Consider the following 20,591-nt stretch of genomic DNA (forward strand, 5'->3'; position numbering starts at 1 on the left):
GCTGACATACAGCATGCCCGCTCCAGCGGGCTGGCTGTTTCTCGCCCCACTTTAGAACGCAACCGGAGAAAAACATGTTGAAAGCCTACCGTGAACACGCTGCTGAGCGCGCAGCTTTGGGTATCCCACCGCTGCCGCTGGAAGCCAAGCAAGTCGCAGAACTGATCGAGTTGATCAAGAATCCTCCCGCAGGCGAAGAAGCCTTTTTGCTGGATTTGTTGACCCACCGTGTTCCCCCGGGCGTGGATGATGCAGCAAAGGTCAAGGCCAGTTTTCTGGCGGCAGTTGCCCACGGTGATATCCAGGTAGGCCTGATTTCCAAAGCCAAGGCCACTGAGCTGCTGGGCACCATGGTGGGTGGCTATAACGTTCACCCCCTGATTGAACTGCTGGATGATGCAGAAGTGGCTGGCGTTGCTGCAGAAGGTCTGAAAAAGACCCTGCTGATGTTCGATTTCTTCAACGACGTGGCTGCCAAAGCCAAGGCTGGCAATGCCAAGGCGATGGAAGTCATCAAGAGCTGGGCAGATGCCGAGTGGTTCACTTCGCGCCCCGAAGTGGAAAAGAAGATCACCGTGACCGTGTTCAAGGTGCCCGGCGAGACCAACACAGACGATCTTTCCCCCGCCCCCGATGCCTGGAGCCGTCCAGACATTCCGCTGCATTACCTTGCCATGCTGAAGAACACCCGCCCCGATGCGGCCTTCAAGCCTGAAGAGGACGGTAAACGCGGCCCCATCAAGTTCATCGAAGACCTGAAGAAAAAAGGCAATCTGGTGGCCTATGTGGGTGATGTGGTCGGCACAGGTTCCAGCCGCAAGTCCGCAACCAACAGCGTAATCTGGGCAACTGGCCAGGACATCCCCTTTGTGCCTAACAAGCGTTTCGGCGGTGTGACCCTGGGCGGCAAGATTGCCCCCATCTTCTTCAACACACAGGAAGACTCTGGTTCTCTGCCGATTGAGGTCGATGTCTCTAAGCTGGAGATGGGCGATGTCGTGGACATCCTGCCTTACGACGGCAAGATTGTGAAAAACGGCGAAACCGTTGCCGAGTTCAAGCTCAAGAGCGACGTGCTGTTTGATGAAGTGCGCGCTGGTGGCCGTATCAACCTGATCATCGGCCGTTCGCTCACATCCAAGGCCCGCGAATTCCTGGGTCTGACCGCATCCACCCTGTTCCGTCTGCCTTCCGCTCCCGCGGCATCGAAGGCGGGCTTCACACTGGCCCAGAAGATGGTGGGTCGCGCTGTGGGCCTGCCAGAAGGTCAGGGCGTGCGCCCCGGTACGTACTGCGAACCCAAGATGACGACTGTGGGCTCGCAAGACACCACGGGCCCCATGACGCGCGATGAGCTGAAAGACCTGGCTTGCCTGGGCTTCTCCGCCGATCTGGTCATGCAGTCCTTCTGCCATACAGCTGCGTATCCCAAGCCAGTGGACGTGAAGACCCATCGCGAATTGCCCACATTCATCAGCAACCGCGGTGGCGTCTCGCTGCGTCCTGGTGATGGTGTGATCCACAGCTGGCTCAACCGCCTGCTGCTGCCCGACACTGTGGGTACTGGTGGTGACTCTCACACACGCTTCCCCATCGGTATTTCCTTCCCCGCAGGCTCGGGCCTGGTGGCCTTCGGCGCAGCTACAGGGGTCATGCCTCTGGACATGCCCGAGTCGGTGCTGGTGCGTTTCAAGGGCGAGATGCAGCCCGGCGTCACCTTGCGTGATCTGGTGCATGCCATTCCGCTGTACGCGATCAAGGCGGGTCTGCTGACTGTGGCCAAGGCTGGCAAGAAGAACATCTTCTCGGGTCGTATCCTGGAGATCGAGGGCCTGCCAGACCTGAAGGTGGAGCAGGCGTTTGAGCTGTCTGACGCTTCCGCCGAGCGTTCTGCAGCCGGTTGCACCATCAAGCTCAACCCAGAGCCCATCAAGGAATACCTCACCAGCAACGTGGTGCTGATGAAGAACATGATTGCTGATGGCTACCAGGACGCGCGCACTCTGCAGCGCCGCATCGAAAAGGTGGAAGCATGGCTGGCCAACCCCAACCTGCTGGAAGCAGACAAGGATGCCGAATACGCTGCCGTCATCGAGATCGATCTGGCCGACATCACAGAGCCCATCGTGTGCTGCCCTAACGATCCTGACGATGCCAAGTTCCTGTCTGAAGTGGCGGGCACCAAGATCGACGAGTCGTTCATTGGTTCGTGCATGACCAACATTGGTCACTTCCGTGCCGCAGCCAAGCTGCTGGGTGGCCAGCGCGACATCCCCGTCAAGATGTGGGTGGCACCTCCCACCAAGATGGACCAGTCCGAACTGATCAAGGAAGGCCACTACTCTGCGTTTGGCACCGCCGGTGCCCGTACCGAAATGCCCGGCTGCTCGCTGTGCATGGGTAACCAGGCCCAGGTGCGAGAAGGTGCGACGGTGATCTCGACTTCCACCCGCAACTTCCCCAACCGCCTGGGCAAGAACACCAACGTGTTCCTGGGCTCTGCGGAGCTGGCCGCCATCGCTTCCAAGCTGGGCAAGCTGCCTACCAAGGAAGAGTACCTTGCCGCTATGGGCGTGATTGATAGCGACAAGGCGAGTGTGTACCGCTACATGAACTTCGACCAGATCGAAGAGTACGCAGAAACTGCCAAAACCGTGACGGCCTGAGCCTGAACGAGCGCACCTTTTGCGCAACACGAAACGGCCCTTCGGGGCCGTTTTTTTTGCCTGGATGGATTTGTCATGCAACTGACATCAATCCGTCACTATGCTCCCAGTCATAACAACGATCCACAACAACAAAAAGAAGGAGGGATGAGCAATGAGTCAAAGTTCGATGCTGGGCCGGGGCGTGGTGCTGGTCTTCAGCGCAGTGTTTGCCGTGCTTTTTATCGGGGGAGGCTATTGGGCTGGTTTGCGGCCGTTGGCGGAGACCCTCTACACGGCCTGGTCCGTGCGTGGCTGGCAGCCCGCGCCAGCACAGGTGCTGGATGCCCAGCTTCGCAAAATGGCGGACAGCGAGGGAGGCACCACTTATCAGGCGTTGACCCGTTATCGCTATGAATACGCTGGCAAGCCATACGAAGGGCAGAGGATTGGGTTGGACGCCAAAGGGGGCGCTGACAACATTGGAGACTGGCAGGAGCGCTGGTACCGTACCCTGCTGCAAGCGCAGCAGCAGAGCCAGCCCGTGACCGCCTGGGTCAATCCGCAAGCACCAGAACAGGCGTTGCTGGACCCCTCCATCCGCTGGCTGCTGCTAACCTTGCGCTTGCCCTTTGCACTGGTTTTTACGCCGATCGGGCTGGTGGCCGGGGTCATGTTTCTGAGGCTCCTGATAGGGAGGGCGGCTCCTGCGGAAGACGTTCAACCCGTCAGTTCGATTGCAAAGGGCCATCTGGGGCTGTGGTTCTTCAGTCTGTTCTGGTGTGGCATTTCTTTCCCCATGGCGGCGTTGCTCTGGTCTGACGCCTACGCACCCTGGTGGGGCAAGGCCTTCATCAGCGTGTTCATCTTGATCGGTCTGGGGCTTGTGTGGGCCGCAGCCCAGCAGTCGCGCAAGGTATGGCTCTACCACGGGCTTGGCATGACAGCGCTGCCCGCCCGGCCCAAGGCAGGCCACCCCGTGGAAATCACTCTGTTGCTGCCTCCACGGGCTGCGCGCCAAGAGCACCCGGATTTTGCGGAAACCCTGCAACTGCGCCTGGTTCATTACCGCGTGGACGAGTCTGCTTCAGGCTCCCCTGAACGAGCGGTGGAAATGTTGGATGCGGAGACCCGTCGGTACCCCCAGGCCGATGGCGGCTTGCGCCTGGTGGCTCGCTTTACCCTGCCTGATGACGCACCGGCCGACGGCGCAAAGCGCGGCGGCGAGCGTGTGGATTGGCGTGTGGAGTTATGGCACGCCCGTCGGTTGGAGTTGGCGTATGGCCTGCCGGTGCAAGCTGCAGTGGTCTCCTGGGCTTCATCTTCACCTGTGGAAGATCGCTTTGATCGGCGCGCGAAGTGGACACAAGCAACGCCGATAACGTTGCCTGATGCCTTTGCAGACGCGGCATCGCAGCCGCAAGAGCGCTCGCCCCATCCACTCTTTTTGCCCCCGGGGGTCGTGCTGAACGAGGGGCGCGAAGCATGGTCGCTGGAATTTTCTCAAACCCACTGGCGCTGGTCGGCTGCATTCGCTTTGCTCTTGCTGATGGCGGAGTGGTGGGCCAATGACCGCCTGCAGGGTGGCGTCGTGGCTTGGCCTCATACCTTGGGGAGCATCCTCTTTACCTGCACTTTGATGGCCTGGGCGCTGCATGCTGCTACGCGCCGCTGGCTCTTGCGGGTGCAGGATGACGGTATCGTGGTTCTGCGCTGTTCATGGTTATGGAAGAGCACTGCGCTGCTACCTGGTGACGCCAGCCAAGCCCTGGTTCATAAGCTGTTCTTCACCAGTGGCAGCGGGACATCCGAGCAGGCTTACCACGCCGTGTATGCCAAGGACGCAGCAGGTGCTTTGCTGCGCCTGACCCCCGGACTGCCCGGGGCGGAGTCTGCACAGGCTGTGGGCCATGCGCTGGCGCGCGCCTGGCGAGATCGCCAAGGGGCATTTTCACCAGGGGTAGAGCGGATACTGCCCGCTTCTTACGTGCGCCCTGGTTGGGGCTGTCTGCTGCTCCTCGTCGCGGCAGGAGTTTTTGCTTATGGACCTCATCCCTTGCGCTGGGGCAAGGCTCCAGAGCCACTCCGTGCCGGTTCCAGTGCTCGCGTGTGGTCAGCCGCCGATGCACGCCTGCTTGATGCGCAGAACGCACATGATCCAGTGGCTCTGGGGCACGCTCTGCGGGACGGCGCCAACCCCGATTTGCTTGCCGACACTGGCTCTTCCATGTTGATGCTTGCTGCACACCGGGGGCAAATGGCGCATGTGGAGTTGTTGCTGACGGCGGGGGCGCAGGTGGATCTGCGTCAGTCTTTGAAAGACAGCGAGCGGGGAGACACTGCGCTGCTGCGAGCCTTTTATGGCGGGCATCTGGAGGTGGCGCAACGTCTGGTGAAAGCCGGGGCGAGTCTTCAGGCGCACAACCGGTGGGATTGGGGGCCGGTGCACATGGCCGCGCAAAGCGGCTGCGTGCCCTGTTTGGCATGGCTGAAGGCACATGGCCAAAGCCTGTCAGAGCCTGCACTTGCAAGCCGTGGTGAGACCCCTGCCATGCTGGCAGCATCCAAAGGCCAGCTGACAGTGCTGGAGTGGCTGCAGCGCGAGGGTGTCGACCTGTGGGCGTGTGACTCCCAGGGCAAAAACGTGCTGGATTGGGCGCGCTTTCGGAAACAGGCGGATGTAGAGCAGTGGCTACTCGGGCATCGCCCTCCATGGCCTTGACTGTCTGGCAGCACGGGGCCATACCTTGATTGGTGTGCTATTGAATTTGTAGCTGCTTGCGCTTTATTCATAAGCGCTACAGGCGAATTTGGCGAAATCTGGTGGGCGCAGCACTGCCGGGCCTGCATCGGCAAATGCTGCGCTGTCGCCTGTATTCCCGCAGAGAGCCCTTCACGCCAGAGCTGGGGGCGGGCTGTGGCGTGGCTCAGTCCTGCGGGCGGAAACCGATTTCCAGAGACGAGGGAACCCTTCCGTCCACATCGCGCGGCAGTGTTTCTGTCTTGTCCAGTGCACGCAGCACCGCGTCGTCCCACGCCTTGTTACCGCTGGACTGGATCAGCTTCTTGCCCACGATGGTTCCATCGGGGGCTGCTCGCACTTCCACCACCGCGCGCGGGTTGCCTGAGATTGCGTCGGGGTATACGATGTTAGGCTTGACCTTGGCCGCCACTTTGCCGCCATAGCTGCCCGAGGGGCCCGATGAAACCTTGTCCTTGCCGGTAGCGTTTTCGCCGCCCGTCGCACCGGCCAGTCCCTGCAGGCGTTTGAGATTGGCTTCGCGTTGGGCTGCGATTTCCTTGGCCTGGGCATCGGCGCGGCGCTTGGCATCGGCCTCTGCTTTGCGTTTGGCGTCTGCTTCAGCCTCTGCCTTGCGCTTGGCCTCGGCCTCCTCGGCGCGGCGCTTCTCATCAGCCTGCTTTTTCTGCTCGGCACGCTTTTGCTCAGCTGCCTGCTTTTCTTTCAGCTCGCGTTCCTTTTCGCGCTCTTTTTCCTTTTGCAGGCGCTCCTTGCGCTCCTGCTCCAGGCGTTCTTTCTTTTCAGCCTCCAGCTTTTCTCGGCGCTCACGTTCGCGCTTCTCGCGCTCCTGTTGTTCGGCGCGCTCACGCTTTTCCTGTTCCAGCCGCTTTTTCTCTCGCTCGATGGCGATATCCGCTTCGCGCGTGTCAGGCTTTTCCTGCGCCCGAGGCGGGGGTGGCGGAGGAGGTGGGGGCGGCGGCACTACTGCCACCGGAGGAGGAGGGGGCTCCGCGGGTGTAGGAGTCGTGGGTGGCGGAGGCGGCGCAACCTCTGCAGGGGCTGCTTGCTGAGGCACTGCAGACCAAAGCTCCGCCTCCACGGCGGGCTGGTCTGCCGTCGTAGTCCAGTTCACGCCCATGGTAAGGGCCGCAATCAATGCCGCGTGTACCAGCACAGCCAGCGCCACGGCGCGCATGCGGCCGGGCGGCTGGGGCGGAGAAAACTGGTCGCGTTCGTCGTGAGCGTGCATGGATGGCCTGGTAGCGCAGCGGGTTCAGCCGCCCTGTTTGACGGAGAGACCCACGCGTTGGACACCGGCCTTTTGCAAGGCATCCATGGCTTTCACCACGGCTTCGTATTGCACGCCCTTGTCGGCGGTGATGATCACTGCCGTGTCCTTGCTCTGGTCTTTTTGCCAGCGCAGGGCCGCATCGCCCACCTCGCGCTGGGTGACGGTACGCGTGGCATCCGGTGTTTTCAGTTCCAGCGTTCCGTCCTTGTTCACGATGACCTGGGCCACCACTTTGGGGACATTCTTGCCTTTGCCCACGCTGGGCACGTCGATCATCCCCGGCGTGAGCATGGGAGCCGTCACCATGAAGATGATCAGCAGCACCAGCATCACGTCGATGAAGGGCACCATGTTGATTTCGTTGATGGTGCGGCGGCCTCGGCCGCGGGACGCCATGGCGGGCATGCGGGCTCCTTAATGGCCAGAGGCCGAGTGCGAAGGCTGTGCGCCCAGATTGCGCTGCAGGATGTTGGAGAACTCTTCAATGAAGGTCTCCAGATGCGTCGCCACGCGGTCAATGTCGCGTGCAAAGCGGTTGTAGGCAATCACCGCCGGGATGGCGGAAAACAGGCCGATGGCTGTGGCCACCAAGGCCTCGGCAATGCCCGGGGCGACCGTGGCCAGGGTGATCTGCTCCATGCCCGCGAAGCCGGTAAAGGCATGCATGATGCCCCACACCGTACCGAACAGGCCCACATAAGGAGAGACCGAGCCGACCGAGGCGAGGAAGGAGAGGCTGGACTCCACCACATCCATTTCGCGCTGAAAGCTCGCCCGCATGGCACGGCGGGCACCGTCCAGCAGGGTGCCCGGGTCGGTGATGCGGCGCTCGCGCAGCTTCTGGTATTCGCGCATGCCGCTGGCAAAAATCCGCTCCATAGGACCTGCGTTCTTGGCGTTCTGTGCGGCGCTGGCAAACAGGTCATTCAGGCTGGTGCCAGACCAGAAATCCCGCTCGAAATCCTCGTTGAGCGACTTCACCCGCTTGAGTGCGAACAGCTTGCGGAAGATGGCTGCCCAGCTGGCAATAGAGACGGTGAGCAGCAGCAACATCACCAGTTGCACCACCCAGCTGGCCTGCAACACCAGGTTCAAGATGGACATGTTTTGATGGTTCATGAAAGTTGTTCCAGAAGGGTGCTCGGTATTCTTGCGGGGCGCATCGTTGCGGCGTCCACCCAGCCGATGCGGATGGTGCCTTCGCTCAGCAACGTGGGCTTGGCTTCGGTCATGTGCTCTGGTTTCAGGAGCGCTTGCTGCATTATTGTCAGGGATGCGCGGCCCTTGTCTTGCAGGCTGGCGGTAACAATCAGTTCGTCGTCCAGCCGTGCGGGCCGCAGGTAGCGCAACTGCGCATCGGTTACGACAAACATCCCGCCGGTTTGTTCCCGCAACCTGTGCTGCCCGATGCCCAGCGAGCGCAGCCATTCGGTCCGTGCTCGCTCAAAGAACTTCAGGTAGTTGGCGTAGAACACGATGCCGCCAGCATCGGTGTCTTCCCAGTACACGCGGATGGGAAACTCAAAGGCCATGCTGACTCTCCGGTGCGGGTCAGGCCAGCAACTTGCGAAGGCGCGCTACCGACTCCCGCAATTGTTCCATGGAGTTGGCCGTGGAGAAACGCACAAACCGCTCAGGCTCAAAGCTGCCGAAGTCACGGCCTGGTGTCACAGCTACGTGGGCGCGGCGCATGACTTCAAAAGCCAGGTCCCAGCTGCCTTGCACGCCCAAGCGCTGGGCTGCCTCCGTGCAATCAGCCCAGGCGTAGAAAGCGCCATCGGGCATCACCGGAACCTGCAGCCCCATGGACTGCAGTGCGGGGATGAAGAAGTCGCGCCGTGCCTTGAACTCGGCGCGGCGGCGCTCGTATTCGGCAATGCTCTCCGCCTCAAAACATGCCAGTGCCGCGAGTTGGGACACGGTGCTTGCGCAGATGAAAAGGTTCTGGGCCAGCCGCTCCACTACCGGCACCATCGCCTCGGGCACCACCATCCAGCCCAGGCGCCAGCCTGTCATGTTGAAGTACTTGCTGAAGCTGTTGATGCTGATGATGTGGTCGTCGATGGCCAGGGCCGTGTGCCCAAACTCTTCTTCGTACGACAAGCCCAGGTAGATCTCGTCAATCATCGTCACGCCGCCGTGGGCTTGCACCACGTCGTGGATGCGGCGCAGCTCACCCGGGGCGATGGAGGTGCCCGTGGGGTTGGACGGGGAAGCCAGCAGCACCCCCCGGGTCTTGTCAGTCCACGCAGCGCGTACCTTGTCAGCGCTGAGTTGGTAGCGTTCTGCGGCCGTGGTGGGTACCAGCACGGCCCGGCCTTCTGCTGCGCTGACAAAATGGCGGTTGCAGGGATAGCTCGGGTCGGGCATCAGGATTTCGTCGCCGCGCTCTATCAGCGCGAGGCACGCCAGGTGCAGTGCCGCAGACGCACCGGCAGTGACCACGATGCGGCGCGCGGGCACATCCACGCCAAAGCGGCTTTGGTACCAGCCGCTGATGCGCTCGCGCAGGGCGTCCAGCCCCAGCGCGTTGGTGTACTGCGTGGCTCCGTCGCGCACGGCTTTGGCTGCAGCCTCTTGCACCAGCGGCGGGGCAGTGAAGTCTGGCTCGCCAATGTTCAGGAAGATCATGGGCTCGCGGCTGCCCGCCACCTCTCGGGCCAAAGCCTGGGCAGCCTTGGCCACCTCCATCACGTAAAACGGTTCAATGCGCTCGGCGCGGCTGGAGAACTTCATGCTGGGGAATCCTGTAGCCGCATCGCGGCGGGGGAGTGGACCGAGAGGGAGAGCAAGTCCATGCAGAGCTACTGCGAGCAGGCGGGACCTGAGCGCTTGTGCCTTCCACCGCATGGGTGGTCGGCTTCCTCTGGTGAGCAATCAAGTGGCCCGTGGGGCCTGGTTGTCAGTCAGTCAGGCTTCGTTGCCGGATGCAGGGCCTGTATCTGCCTGAGGCTTGCCACCGGCCTTGTCTGCCGCCACCTCCGCGGCGCGCAGTCGGGGTGCCAGGCCATTGAGCACGGCGTTCACGTACTTGTGACCATCGGTGCCACCAAACTCCTTGGCAAGCTCGATGCACTCGTTGAGGACCACACGCCATGGCACATCCATGCAGTGCATGAACTCATACACACCGATCCACATGCACGCGCGCTCAATGGGCGAGATCTCGCCCAGCTTGCGGTCCAGCAAGGGGGTGATCAGCGCGTCCAGATCTTCTGCGGTGTTGATGCACCCATGCAGCACCGCGTCGTAGTGCGCAGAGTCGGCCTTGTGAAAGCCCGCCAGATCACGGGTGAATGCATCAATCGCCGCCGCATCGTTGCGGCCAACGATGTGCTGGTACAGCGCCTGCAGCGCAAACTCGCGCGCGCGGCTGCGGTTGGACTTGGAGGCCGCCTTGCGGGTGCCGTTGGCTTTGAGGCCCGTGCGGGGCTGGCGAGGAGGGCGGGTTTTGGACGGAGGTGTGGTTTCGGTCATGACAGGTCGTCCAGCAGGTTGGCCATCTCCACCGCTACGCGGGCTGCATCGGTGCCTTTTTCGGTCTGGCGGGCGATGGCCTGTTCCATGTTTTCGGTGGTGATGATCGCGTTGGCGATAGGGATCTGATAGTCCAGCGAAAGGCGGGTCACGCCCGCGCCGGATTCGTTGGCCACCAGTTCGAAGTGGTAGGTTTCGCCGCGGATGATGCAGCCCAGGGCAATCAAGGCATCGAAGTTATCGCTCTCAGCCATGGCTTGCAGCGCCACGGGCACTTCCAGCGCACCGGGGACCTGCACATGGGTGATGTTCTTTTCCTGCACACCCAGGGCCTTCAGCTCTGCCAGGCAGGCTGCTGCCAGCGTGTTGGTGATGCTCTCGTTGAAGCGGGCCTGCACGATGCCGATGTGCAGCTTCTTGCCGTCCAGCCTGTCCGCGGTTCCTTTTTCTGCGCCAAACATGTTTATTCCTTGGGGATGAAGCCTGTGATTTCGAGACCGTAGCCAGTCATGCTGGGCATGCGGCGGGGCTGGCCCATGAGGGCCATTTTCTGTACGCCGCAATCGCGCAGGATCTGTGCGCCCACGCCGTAAGTGCGCAGGTCCATGCGGCCGCGCTCGGGGGCCTGTGATGCGCGTGCTGTGCCTTCAAACTGGGCCAGCAGTTGCGCTGCGTTTTCGCCGCAGTTGAGCAGCACGGCCACACCCTTGCCTTGCTTGGCCAGGTACTGCAGGCTGGTGTCCAGCCCCCATGAGTGCATGGAGCGGTTGACCTCCAGGGCATCAAACACCGACAGGGGCTCGTGCACCCGCACGGGCACGACGTCGTCAGCGGCCCACTCGCCCATCACCAGGGCCAGATGCACGGCCTGGCTGGGCTTGTCGCGGAAAGCGTGGGCGGTGAAGGTGCCGTAGGCCGTGGTCAGCGGGCGGCTGCCCACTTTCTCTACCAGCGATTCGTTGCGGCTGCGGTACTCGATCAGGTCGGCAATGGTGCCGATCTTCAGACCATGCTCTGCAGCAAACAGTTGCAGATCGGGCAGGCGGGCCATGGTGCCGTCGTCCTTCATGATCTCGCAGATGACCGAGGCTGGGCTGCAGCCCGCCATGGCGGCCAGATCGCAACCGGCTTCGGTGTGCCCTGCGCGCATCAACACCCCGCCATCCACCGCTTGGAGCGGGAAGATGTGGCCGGGCTGGACCAGGTCTGTGGGTTTGCTGTGGCGGTCCACCGCTACTTGCACCGTGCGTGCGCGGTCTGCGGCAGAGATGCCTGTGGTCACGCCTTCAGCCGCTTCAATGGAGACCGTAAACGCGGTGCTGTACACCGTGCCGTTGCGTGCCGCCATGGGTGGGAGCTTCAGGAACTCGCAGCGCTCGCGGGTCAGGGTCAGGCAGATGAGGCCACGGCCAAAGCGGGCCATGAAGTTGATGGCTTCGGGGGTGACGTGGTCGGCGGCGAGGACAAGATCGCCTTCGTTTTCACGGTCTTCTTCGTCCACCAGGATGACGATGCGCCCGGCGCGCATGTCGGCCACGATGTCTTCCACCGGCGAGATGGGCACAGGGGTCAGGGGGGTGTTCATGGGAGAGGGCTTTCGTTAGGGCCACAGCAGGGTTGTGCAGCGCTGAACCACACGCCCTCATGGGCCCGCGGCCACCTGGAACCGCTGGCCACCCAAAGAACATGCTGTGCGGCGCTGCCGCAGCGCAAGAGTCCTGGCGTTCGGGCTCTCGCAAAGCTGCGTATTTTAGTTCAGCCCAGAGGCAAGTCGGCATGTGCTGGATCAATGCCTCAATGCCCGCAGTCCATGTGACCGGTGATGCAAGACTTCGCCTGTGCGCTCTGCATCGGGTTCGTGCTTCCACGGTCTGCAACACCCATGGCAGCGGGGCTTGAATGGCCCGTTCAGATAGCACTGCCCTGCAGAACCACGTCCGACTCGGGGTAAGCCACGCAGGGCAGAACACAGCCTTCGGCCTTTTCCTCGGCGCTCAGGCCGGGCCATTCGACCTCATAGCGCACCCGGCCTTCCACCAGTTGGCCGATGCAGGTGCGGCAGGTGCCATTGCGGCACGAGCTGGGCCAGTCGATGCCCCCTTGCTCCATGGAGACCAGCAGGGGTTGCTCGGGCCATGCGTCGCACTGGGTGCCGTCCGGCTCGATGCGGGCTGTGAAAAAGGGAATCTGTTGTGTCATGGCGAGGTGCAGGAAAGGTATTGAAGTGCTGAGGGGACGTGCCGAGTTCAGCGCCGTCGCTTCCACACCAGCAACAGATTGTTGGCAGGCATGGCGTGCCGCTGCGCAAGCTGCAGCCCTGCGGCGTGGGCTTCCTGGGCCACGTCTTCCAGTGCGCGTATGCCCCACTGGCTGTCTTGGGCGCGCAGGCTGGCGTCAAAGGCCAGGTTTCCGGGGGCCGTGTGCACGTCTTTTTCCAGATAAGGGCCATAGGTCACCAGCAGTCCATCGGGCGTGAGGTGGCGCGCCGCGCCTTGCATCAGCGCGGTGCAGCATTCCCAGGGCGCAATGTGGATCATGTTGGCGCAGTAGATCAGGTCAAACGGCGCGGTGAACGGTGGCCCCTCACTGGGCCACTGCGGCTGTGTCACGTCCAGCCGCAAGGGCGGCTGCACCTGCACTGCGCCAGTCTGCTTGCACCAGCCTTGGATGGAGGCGAACAGGGCATCGGTCAGGTCGGTGGGTTGCCAGCGCCAGCCGGGCAGTGCGGCGCTGAAATGCGCGGCGTGCTGGCCCGTTCCACTGGCAATTTCCAGGGCATTACCGGTGGTGCCCAGCACGGTTTGCAGCACGCTCAGGATAGGCCCTTGGTTGCGCTCGGCGGCTGGGCTGTGGGCCAGGGGAGAGGTGGACATAAAAAATGGGGCTGGCGCTTGTCAGTAGAGCGCAGGATGCTATCAAAAGTGAAGTGATAACGATATCGCCAGGGTTATGCCTGGCTGGGCATGTGGAAAACTTGGTTTGCTTAAAAAATATGCAATGCAGGCGACTGCCTTGTAAATCAATCACTTACGACAGCCATACAGCACTTATCCGAGGTTATCCACAAAATTGTCCCGCCAAGTTTGGGATAACCAAGCGTCTGCGGCTGAGTTTTTGCCGGGAGATGTTTTGCCTAAATTTTGAGCGTTTCGTAGAAGATTGAATGAAATCAATGGGTTAGGTGCTCTGTACAGGACTTGTCCAAACTTATTCACAGCTTTGTCCAGCGCAGACTGGGACAAGTGGATATTTCTCATTCATGGGTTGCTTAAAAAATAGGCATCAGAAACGGTATGTAATGAAATCAAGCACTTAGCGTTCCCATACAAGACTTCTCCACACTTATCCACATGGTTGTTCAGCCTCATCAGGGATAACCCGCACGCCTGTCCCCTGTGCAACGGGTGCCGATCAGCGATTGCCGTACAGTGCACCGCGCAGCCGTCCTGACCTGTTCATGGCATGGCAATTCCCTCAACCTATTTTTGCGACGCAGGAGACTCATCCATGGTGGATATCGAATTCAAGGGCCGTGTAGCTATCGTGACGGGGGCGGGTGGCGGCCTGGGGCGTCAGCATGCGCTGGCCCTGGCCGCGCGGGGTGCCAAGGTGCTCGTCAATGATCTGGGCGGGGCCGTGGATGGCAGCGGGGGCACGGCAGGCGCAGCGCAGAAGGTGGTGGATGAAATCCGCGCCGCAGGCGGTGAGGCATTGGCCAACGCTGCGTCGGTGACCGACCCGGCTGCGGTTGAGGCCATGGTGCAACAGGCTATGGATGCATGGGGCCGGGTGGACATCCTGGTCAACAACGCGGGCATCCTGCGCGACAAGACCTTTGCCAAGATGAGCATGGATGACTTCCGCCTGGTGGTGGATGTGCACCTGCTGGGCGCGGCCTACTGCTGCAAGGCGGTGTGGCCGCACATGGTGGCCCAGCAGTACGGGCGCATCGTGATGACCACATCATCCACAGGCCTCTATGGCAATTTTGGACAAAGCAACTACGGCGCAGCCAAGCTGGCCCAGGTGGGCCTGATGCAGACGCTGGCGCTGGAAGGGGCCAAGCACAACATCCACGTCAATGCCTTGGCCCCCACCGCAGCCACACGCATGACCGAAGGGCTGATGCCCCAGGAGGTGCTGGACGCCCTCAAGCCCGAAGCCGTGGTACCCGCCATGCTGGTGCTGGCGCACGAATCCGCCCCCACACGCACCATTCTGTGTGCCGGTGCGGGCTCGTTTGAAGCGGCCCACATCACGCTCACGCAAGGCATTCACCTCGGCATGGGCGACACCGTACCCGAGCAACTGGCGGCCCGCCTGGCCGAGGTGACCGATCGCACGGGCGAGCAGGTGCCGCAAAGCGGTGCTGCACAAGGCACCAGTGAGGTTGCCAAGGCAATGGCACGCCGCTGAGAGGATGGATAGACGATAAGAGAGCAGGAGAGGGCGCGTAACCACAGCTTGCCGCTGTGTGTGCACCGCAGTTTTTTCAGCCGTTTGACAGCAAGGACTTGCGCCGGGTTTGGGCGCAGGAGCGCTTGCCGTGCTAAGTTCCGGGCCAACGAGAAGACCGACCGGTATAACGATATGAGCAAACTGCAGGACAGACTGAACGCCCTCCCTACCGATTCCCTGCGCGGCATTCGCCGCGGGGTGGAAAAAGAGGGCCTGCGCGTGCAGCCCACCGGGGGGCTGGCGCTCACCCCCCATCCCAAGGCCCTGGGCTCCGCGCTCACGCACCCCCTCATCACCACTGACTACAGCGAATCGCAACTGGAGTTGATCACCGGGGCGCATCTGGGCGTGCAGCAGTGCCTGGATGAACTGACCGAAGTACACCAGTTTGTGCAGCGCACGCTGCGGGACAGCGGCGGCGAGCTGCTGTGGGCATCCAGCATGCCTTGCGGGCTGCCCACCGATGAGACGATTCCGCTGGCGCGCTATGGCGGCTCCAACGTGGGGCGGGCCAAGAGCGTGTACCGCATGGGCCTGGGCCACCGTTATGGCCGCCGCATGCAGACCATCTCGGGCATTCACTACAACTGGTCGCTGCCCGGTGTGAGCAGCGAGCAGTATTTCTCGCTGATCCGCAACTTCCGCCGCCACGCCTTTGTCCTGCTGTACCTGTTTGGTGCATCGCCCGCGCTGTGCCCGTGCTTTGTGCAGGGGCGCGACCACCGCCTGCAGCAGCTGGGTGAAAACGCGCTGTATTTGCCGCATGCCACGTCGCTGCGCATGGGGCGGCTGGGTTACCAAAGCGATGCGCAGGCGACCCTGGCGGTCAGCTACAACGGTCTGCAGGGCTATGCCAATTCGTTGCACGAGGCGCTGACCAAGCCCTATCCGGCCTACGAACAGGTGGGTGTGCGCAACCCGGGTGGCGACTACAACCAGCTGGGCACCAGCCTGCTGCAGATCGAAAACGAGTTCTACGGCACCATCCGTCCCAAGCGCACCGTGCGCACGGGCGAACGCCCTTTGCATGCGCTGCGCGAGCGCGGGGTGGAGTATGTTGAAGTGCGCCTGATGGACCTGGACCCGTTCGTGCCCGTAGGCATCACGGCCCCCACCATGCGCCTGCTGGACGTGTTTCTGCTGCACTGTCTGCTGTCCGACAGCCCGCCAGACACTCCGGACGAGATTGCAGAACTCAAACACAACCAGCACCTGACAGCCGAGCGTGGCCGCGAACCCGGCCTGCTGCTGCAGCGCCAGGGCCAGGCGGTGCCCTTGGTGCAGTGGGGTGATGAAGTGCTGGCCGCTTGCGAGCCGCTGGCTGCGTCGCTGGACGCCACCCATGGCTGTGGCGACTACAGCGCAGCCCTGCGCGAGGCCCGTAGCTTGCTGCAAACCCCGGATACCACCCCCTCGGCCCGCGTGCTGCAGGCCATGGTGCAGCAGCATGGCAGCAACTTCGAAGCCTTTGCCTTCCACCAGTCCGCCGCAGCGCGTGATGCCTTGCTGGCCCTGCCATGGACGGCGGACCAGCAGGCCCGCTATGCGGCGATGAGTGAGGAGTCCATCGCCGCCCAGAAAGCGATTGAGGCTGCAGACACCCTGCCGTTTGAAACCTGGCGTGAGCAGTACATGGCGGTGGAAGGGCTCGGGTAAAGCGCAGGCCAGCAGCGCCCGTCTGCAGCCTCCAACGCTCCGCTCTTTGCTATTGAAAGCGTAGCTGCTTGCGCTGGTGGGGGGTGCGCTAGAGGCATTTTCTTGATGCGTGAGGTTTTCAAACCTCCAGCATCAACAGCGCCTCCTGCCGCCAGTACTCCGCCGCTTCCAGAAAGCATTCCCACACGCAACCATTGCAGCCCCTGCCGCAGCAGGTGGTGGGCAGCGGTGGTGGCGTTCGCAAGCTCACATCCCGTGCCTGCGCACGGTCTTGCAGCGATGCAAACATGGCCTGCGCTGTGGCGCCGTCGCTGGCCGGGGTGGTGTCCCAGGCGTGCGATGCATCTGGCGGTATGGCTAGCGGTGTCGTTGCCGTCTGCACACCCGTGGCAGGGCTGCAGGGGGTCATTGCCTGTGGGCTCCTGCGCGAATGCGCCGCACCACGTACTGCGCCACAAAGGCTGCGCCCAGCACCAGGGCAAACCAGCCCACTGCAGTGGCCTGGGCCATCAGCTCGCGCACGCTGCCTGAGCGGGCGATGTAAGGGGCCAGCACAATCACCAGCCCGATCAGTGCACAGGTCACGCCCTTGAACAGGAGTTCCTTGTCGGCCTTGCTGGGGGCTTGGGGTGTGGGCGGGGTGGGGGTGCGAGGGGGCATGGAGAGTCTGGACAGAAAAAGAGAACGCCGGGCGCGATTATCCTTGGGCGCAAGGGCGGGCTGAGTCCTCTTGCCCGTGCAAGGAATGCCCGGCCCCGGTATTGATGAATTGAACGAACAGAAGAAAGAAGCCATCGCATGTCCATCCAGTGGTTCCCCGGTCACATGCACCTGACCCGAAAAGCCATCACCGAGCGTGTCAAAGACATTGATGTGGTGATAGAGGTGCTGGATGCCCGCCTGCCTGGCTCCAGCGCCAACCCCTTGCTGGCCGAAATGACGGACCACAAGCCCAAGCTCAAGGTGCTGAACAAGCAGGATGTGGCCGACCCCGAGCGCACCGCGCTGTGGCTGGACTGGTACAACGGCCAGAGCGAAACCCGCGCCGTGCCGCTGGATGCGTCAGACCCCGCACCAGCCCGCAAGCTCATCGACGCGTGCCACCTGCTGGCCCCCAACCGGGGCGGCATGGCCAAGCCGATGCGGGTGCTGATCTGCGGCGTGCCCAATGTGGGCAAGTCCACCCTCATCAACACCCTCTCCAACAAGCGCCAGGCCAAAACGGGCGACGAAGCCGGTATCACCAAGCTGGAGCAGCGCATCACGCTGGCCGACGACTTTTACCTGTGGGACACCCCCGGCATGCTCTGGCCCCGCATCATCGTGCCTGAGAGTGGCTACAACCTGGCCGCCAGCGGCGCCGTGGGCCGCAATGCCTACGACGAAGAGCTGGTGGCGCTGGAGCTGCTGCGCCGCCTGCAGGGCCACTACGCCCCTTTGCTGGAGGCCCGCTACAAGCTGGGCATACCCGCAGCCGACATTGCCGCCATGCAGGACGACGAACTGCTCGAAGCCATTGGCCGCAAGCGCGGAGCCATGATGAGCGGAGGCCGCGTCAACCTGCAAAAGGCGGCCGAGATTGTGATGACCGACTTCCGCACTGCAACGCTGGGCCGCATCACGCTGGAGACGCCCGCGCAGTTTGAGGTGTGGCTGGCCGCAGGGCTGGCACAAGATGCCGCACGCGCCGCCAAGAAAGAGGCACGCGCCAAAGCCCGGGGCAAGGGCACAGGCCGCCGTGATCCGCAATCGGGTGATCCGGCAGAAGGCTGATCTCATAGCGATCAGCCTCTAAGGGCTGAGCACGCCTGGGCGGGCAATGCCTTGCGCAAGCGCTGCGATGGGCGGCGCTCTCCGCGTTTTACCTCCCCTGCGAAAGGGCAAGTCCGGGGTTAGGATGCGCGCTATCGCTGCAGCTGTCTGGGAGACTGTCCGGGAAAAGATCGGAAACAGGCTCCTGGCTCTGTCTCGAGCCCTCAGATTGCCGTTCGCCACCGATGCCTCTATCACCCCTGTCTGACAAGGCTGACCCCACCGTGCACATGCTGGTGCAGGTGTGCAGCTGGGCGGTCATTCTGGTGGGCAGCGCGGTGGCCTTGTTGCTGCTGAATGAACCGCCTGTGCAGTGGTGGCGTCTGGGGCTCAATCTGGGGGCCTCCATGGTGGGGCTCGTAGCTTTGGGACTGACACGCCGTGGCCACTGGCGGCTGGGCGCGCATGTACTGGTGTGGGGTGTGTGGGGCATGGTGTCTCTGGTCGCCGCAGGAAACGGCGGTGTGCAGGGGCCCAATCTGCTCAACTACCCGGTGCTGATCGTTGCTGCGGGCTGGCTGCTGGGGGCACGGCCCACGCTGGTGTTGTTGGGCCTTACGGGGGGGTTACTGGGGTTCTTTCTGTGGGCGGATCTGCATGCGTTGCTGCCCATGCCGCGCACGCCCAACCGCATCGCGCAGGCGGTCTACCTCACGGGCATTGTCGGACTGACCGGCGCAGTCACCCTGCTGTCACGCCGCAGCTATCAGCGCCGGGTGGCCGAGGCCCAGGAGATGGCCTCTCGTCTGGCGGCTCGTGATACCGAGTTGCGCAAGCTGCTGCGGGTGGTGGAGCAAAGCCCTGAAAGCACAGTCATCACCGACCTGCAGGGGCGCATCGAATTTGTGAACGATGCCTTCGTGGCCCGCACCGGCTACGCGCGGGAAGAGGTGCTGGGGCAGCCCTCGTCGCGCTTTTCGGGCAACGGCCTCGCGCCCGCTCAATCGCAAGGCCTGCGTGAGACTTTGGCGCGTGGTGAAACCTGGGCGGGGGAGCAGACCAACTTGCGCAAGGATGGCTCTGCGCTGGTCGAGTCGGTGGTGGTGGCGCCCATCCGCCAGCCTGATGGGCGCATCACCCACTTTGTGGAGTTGAAGCAGGACCTCAGCGAGCGCCGCCGCGCGGCGGAAGAAATTCACCGGCTGTCGCATTTCGATCCACTCACCAGCCTGCCCAATCGTTCGACCCTGATTGAACGCCTGGCGGCCCTGCAGTCGCGCCACCAGCGCACCCCCGATGCAACGCATGCCTTGCTGCTGCTGGACCTGGACCGTTTCACCACCTTCAACGACGCGCGCGGCAGCGAGATGGGAGACCGGCTGCTCTGTGCCGTGGGCCTGCGTCTTTCGGAGTGCCTGGGCCCCGCGGACCTGCTGGTGCGCGTGGCGGGGGACGAGTTTGGCATTCTGCTGTCTGACCTGGGCGCTGACGCCACCGCGGCGGGCCCCAAGGCGCTGCTGTTTGCAGAGCAGGTACAGCGGGCCCTGACCCAGCCCATGGCGCTGGGGGATTCGGCTGAACAGGCCCAGCTGGGGGCCAGCATGGGAATCACGCTCTACCCCCAACACCTGCAAGACACGCCCCTGGATGCACTGGGCCGAGCAGGCACGGCCCTGCACCGGGCGCGGGATGCCGGGGGCAACCGCTACGCATTTTTCGAGCAGGGCATGGGCGAAATGGCGGCGCACCGCTTTCAGGTGGAGCGTGACCTGCGTCGCGCCATCGGAGTCCATGAGCTGCGGCTTTTTGTGCAGCCCCAGTTCGATGTGCAAGGGCGCTGCATCGCTGCCGAGGCGCTGGTGCGCTGGCAGCACCCGCAGGATGGGCTCATTCCGCCTGCCCGCTTCATTGCACTGGCCGAAGAGTCAGACCTCATCGTGAGTCTGGGCGACTGGGTGCTGGCCCGTGCCTGCGAAGTGATTGGCTCGCCTGAATTTGCCCGCAGGCGTTTGCGGCTGTCCGTCAACCTGAGTGCCCGTCAGTTCCGTCATCCGGGCTTTGTGCCGGGCTTGCGTGCCCGGCTGCAGGCCTGCGGTGCAGACCCCACCCTGCTGACGCTGGAGGTGACGGAGAGCCTGGTCATTGAGGACTTTGACGAGGTGGTGGCCAAAATGCGTGAGCTGGCTGCGCTGGGCGTGGAGTTTGCGCTGGATGACTTTGGCACCGGATATTCGTCGCTGGCCTACCTCAAGCGGCTACCGATTCAGGAGCTGAAGATTGATCGGTCTTTTGTGAACGAGGCACCGACCAATGAGGACGACGGCGCTTTGGTGGAAGCAATTCTTTCCGTAGCCAGCCACTTTGGCTTGCGTGTGGTGGCCGAGGGGGTGGAGACCCCGGAGCAGGCCGCCTTTCTGGCGCAACGCCAGCCAGATATCGTGTACCAAGGCTATCTGTTTGGCCGACCTGAACCTGTGGAAGAGTGGCTGGATCGGGTGCGTAGCCTGAACCAATAATTGCCTCTGGTGCTTATGAATAAAGCGCAGGCAGCTATTGATTTGGTAGCGGAACA

18 protein-coding genes are annotated in these 20,591 nt (G+C 62.7%); 6 read left to right on the top strand and 12 right to left on the bottom strand.

What is annotated here, in order from left to right:
- The first annotated feature begins 74 nt into the window (after positions 1 to 74).
- On the top strand, positions 75 to 2,666 hold the full coding sequence (acnB, locus tag AACH87_RS09445; RefSeq protein ID WP_338798561.1) for a bifunctional aconitate hydratase 2/2-methylisocitrate dehydratase: 2,592 nt from the start codon (positions 75 to 77) through the stop codon (positions 2,664 to 2,666).
- Between the two features lie 154 nt (positions 2,667 to 2,820).
- On the top strand, positions 2,821 to 5,367 hold the full coding sequence (locus tag AACH87_RS09450; RefSeq protein ID WP_338798562.1) for an ankyrin repeat domain-containing protein: 2,547 nt from the start codon (positions 2,821 to 2,823) through the stop codon (positions 5,365 to 5,367).
- Positions 5,368 to 5,572: 205 nt separating this feature from the next.
- Here AACH87_RS09450 and tolA read toward each other — a convergent pair whose 3' ends face one another.
- The 10 genes from tolA to AACH87_RS09500 form a co-directional block, all read right to left on the bottom strand.
- Complete coding sequence (gene tolA, locus AACH87_RS09455) at positions 5,573 to 6,634, bottom strand: cell envelope integrity protein TolA (RefSeq protein ID WP_338798563.1); 1,062 nt, start codon at positions 6,632 to 6,634, stop codon at positions 5,573 to 5,575.
- Positions 6,635 to 6,658: 24 nt separating this feature from the next.
- Positions 6,659 to 7,081, bottom strand: coding sequence for a biopolymer transporter ExbD (locus AACH87_RS09460; protein WP_338798564.1), 423 nt, complete (start codon positions 7,079 to 7,081; stop codon positions 6,659 to 6,661).
- A gap of 9 nt (positions 7,082 to 7,090) precedes the next feature.
- Positions 7,091 to 7,795, bottom strand: a complete 705-nt coding sequence (gene tolQ, locus AACH87_RS09465) for a protein TolQ (protein ID WP_338798566.1) — start codon at positions 7,793 to 7,795, stop codon at positions 7,091 to 7,093.
- Positions 7,792 to 8,208, bottom strand: coding sequence for a tol-pal system-associated acyl-CoA thioesterase (gene ybgC / locus AACH87_RS09470; protein WP_338798567.1), 417 nt, complete (start codon positions 8,206 to 8,208; stop codon positions 7,792 to 7,794). Before ybgC ends, tolQ begins: the two co-directional genes overlap by 4 nt.
- 19 nt (positions 8,209 to 8,227) lie before the next feature.
- On the bottom strand, positions 8,228 to 9,412 hold the full coding sequence (locus AACH87_RS09475) for a pyridoxal phosphate-dependent aminotransferase (RefSeq protein WP_338798568.1): 1,185 nt from the start codon (positions 9,410 to 9,412) through the stop codon (positions 8,228 to 8,230).
- Positions 9,413 to 9,586: 174 nt separating this feature from the next.
- A complete protein-coding gene (gene nusB / locus AACH87_RS09480) occupies positions 9,587 to 10,153 on the bottom strand; it encodes a transcription antitermination factor NusB (RefSeq protein ID WP_338798569.1) in 567 nt (188 codons plus the stop codon).
- A complete protein-coding gene (ribH, locus tag AACH87_RS09485; protein ID WP_338798570.1) occupies positions 10,150 to 10,614 on the bottom strand; it encodes a 6,7-dimethyl-8-ribityllumazine synthase in 465 nt (154 codons plus the stop codon). The genes nusB and ribH overlap by 4 nt, the downstream gene beginning before the upstream one ends.
- Before the next feature lie 2 nt (positions 10,615 to 10,616).
- Positions 10,617 to 11,738 carry a bifunctional 3,4-dihydroxy-2-butanone-4-phosphate synthase/GTP cyclohydrolase II gene (gene ribBA / locus AACH87_RS09490; protein ID WP_338798571.1) on the bottom strand — a complete coding sequence of 374 codons (1,122 nt, stop codon included), beginning with the start codon at positions 11,736 to 11,738 and terminating at the stop codon, positions 10,617 to 10,619.
- A gap of 323 nt (positions 11,739 to 12,061) precedes the next feature.
- Positions 12,062 to 12,352 carry a 2Fe-2S iron-sulfur cluster-binding protein gene (locus AACH87_RS09495; RefSeq protein ID WP_338798572.1) on the bottom strand — a complete coding sequence of 97 codons (291 nt, stop codon included), beginning with the start codon at positions 12,350 to 12,352 and terminating at the stop codon, positions 12,062 to 12,064.
- A gap of 47 nt (positions 12,353 to 12,399) precedes the next feature.
- A complete protein-coding gene (locus AACH87_RS09500; protein WP_338798573.1) occupies positions 12,400 to 13,026 on the bottom strand; it encodes a DUF938 domain-containing protein in 627 nt (208 codons plus the stop codon).
- Between the two features lie 637 nt (positions 13,027 to 13,663).
- Here AACH87_RS09500 and AACH87_RS09505 point away from each other — a divergent pair.
- Together AACH87_RS09505 and gshA are read left to right on the top strand one after the other, a co-directional pair.
- Positions 13,664 to 14,569: an SDR family NAD(P)-dependent oxidoreductase gene (locus tag AACH87_RS09505; protein WP_338798904.1), complete on the top strand. Its 906-nt coding sequence runs from the start codon at positions 13,664 to 13,666 to the stop codon at positions 14,567 to 14,569.
- A 174-nt stretch (positions 14,570 to 14,743) separates the two neighbouring features.
- Positions 14,744 to 16,267 (top strand): glutamate--cysteine ligase, encoded by a 1,524-nt coding sequence (gene gshA, locus AACH87_RS09510; RefSeq protein WP_338798574.1) that lies wholly within the window; start codon positions 14,744 to 14,746, stop codon positions 16,265 to 16,267.
- A 118-nt stretch (positions 16,268 to 16,385) separates the two neighbouring features.
- Here gshA and AACH87_RS09515 read toward each other — a convergent pair whose 3' ends face one another.
- Positions 16,386 to 16,676: an oxidoreductase-like domain-containing protein gene (locus AACH87_RS09515; protein ID WP_338798575.1), complete on the bottom strand. Its 291-nt coding sequence runs from the start codon at positions 16,674 to 16,676 to the stop codon at positions 16,386 to 16,388.
- Positions 16,673 to 16,927 carry a hypothetical protein gene (locus AACH87_RS09520; RefSeq protein WP_338798576.1) on the bottom strand — a complete coding sequence of 85 codons (255 nt, stop codon included), beginning with the start codon at positions 16,925 to 16,927 and terminating at the stop codon, positions 16,673 to 16,675. The genes AACH87_RS09515 and AACH87_RS09520 overlap by 4 nt, the downstream gene beginning before the upstream one ends.
- Before the next feature lie 138 nt (positions 16,928 to 17,065).
- Here AACH87_RS09520 and ylqF point away from each other — a divergent pair, with 138 nt between their 5' ends.
- Together ylqF and AACH87_RS09530 are read left to right on the top strand one after the other, a co-directional pair.
- Entirely contained in the window at positions 17,066 to 18,040 is a 975-nt protein-coding gene (gene ylqF, locus AACH87_RS09525; RefSeq protein WP_338798577.1) for a ribosome biogenesis GTPase YlqF, read from the top strand.
- A gap of 224 nt (positions 18,041 to 18,264) precedes the next feature.
- Positions 18,265 to 20,535, top strand: coding sequence for an EAL domain-containing protein (locus tag AACH87_RS09530; protein ID WP_338798578.1), 2,271 nt, complete (start codon positions 18,265 to 18,267; stop codon positions 20,533 to 20,535).
- Positions 20,536 to 20,591 lie beyond the last annotated feature (56 nt).

Origin of the sequence: Acidovorax sp. DW039, assembly GCF_037101375.1 — a bacterium.
Classification (GTDB): Bacteria; Pseudomonadota; Gammaproteobacteria; order Burkholderiales; family Burkholderiaceae_C; genus Acidovorax.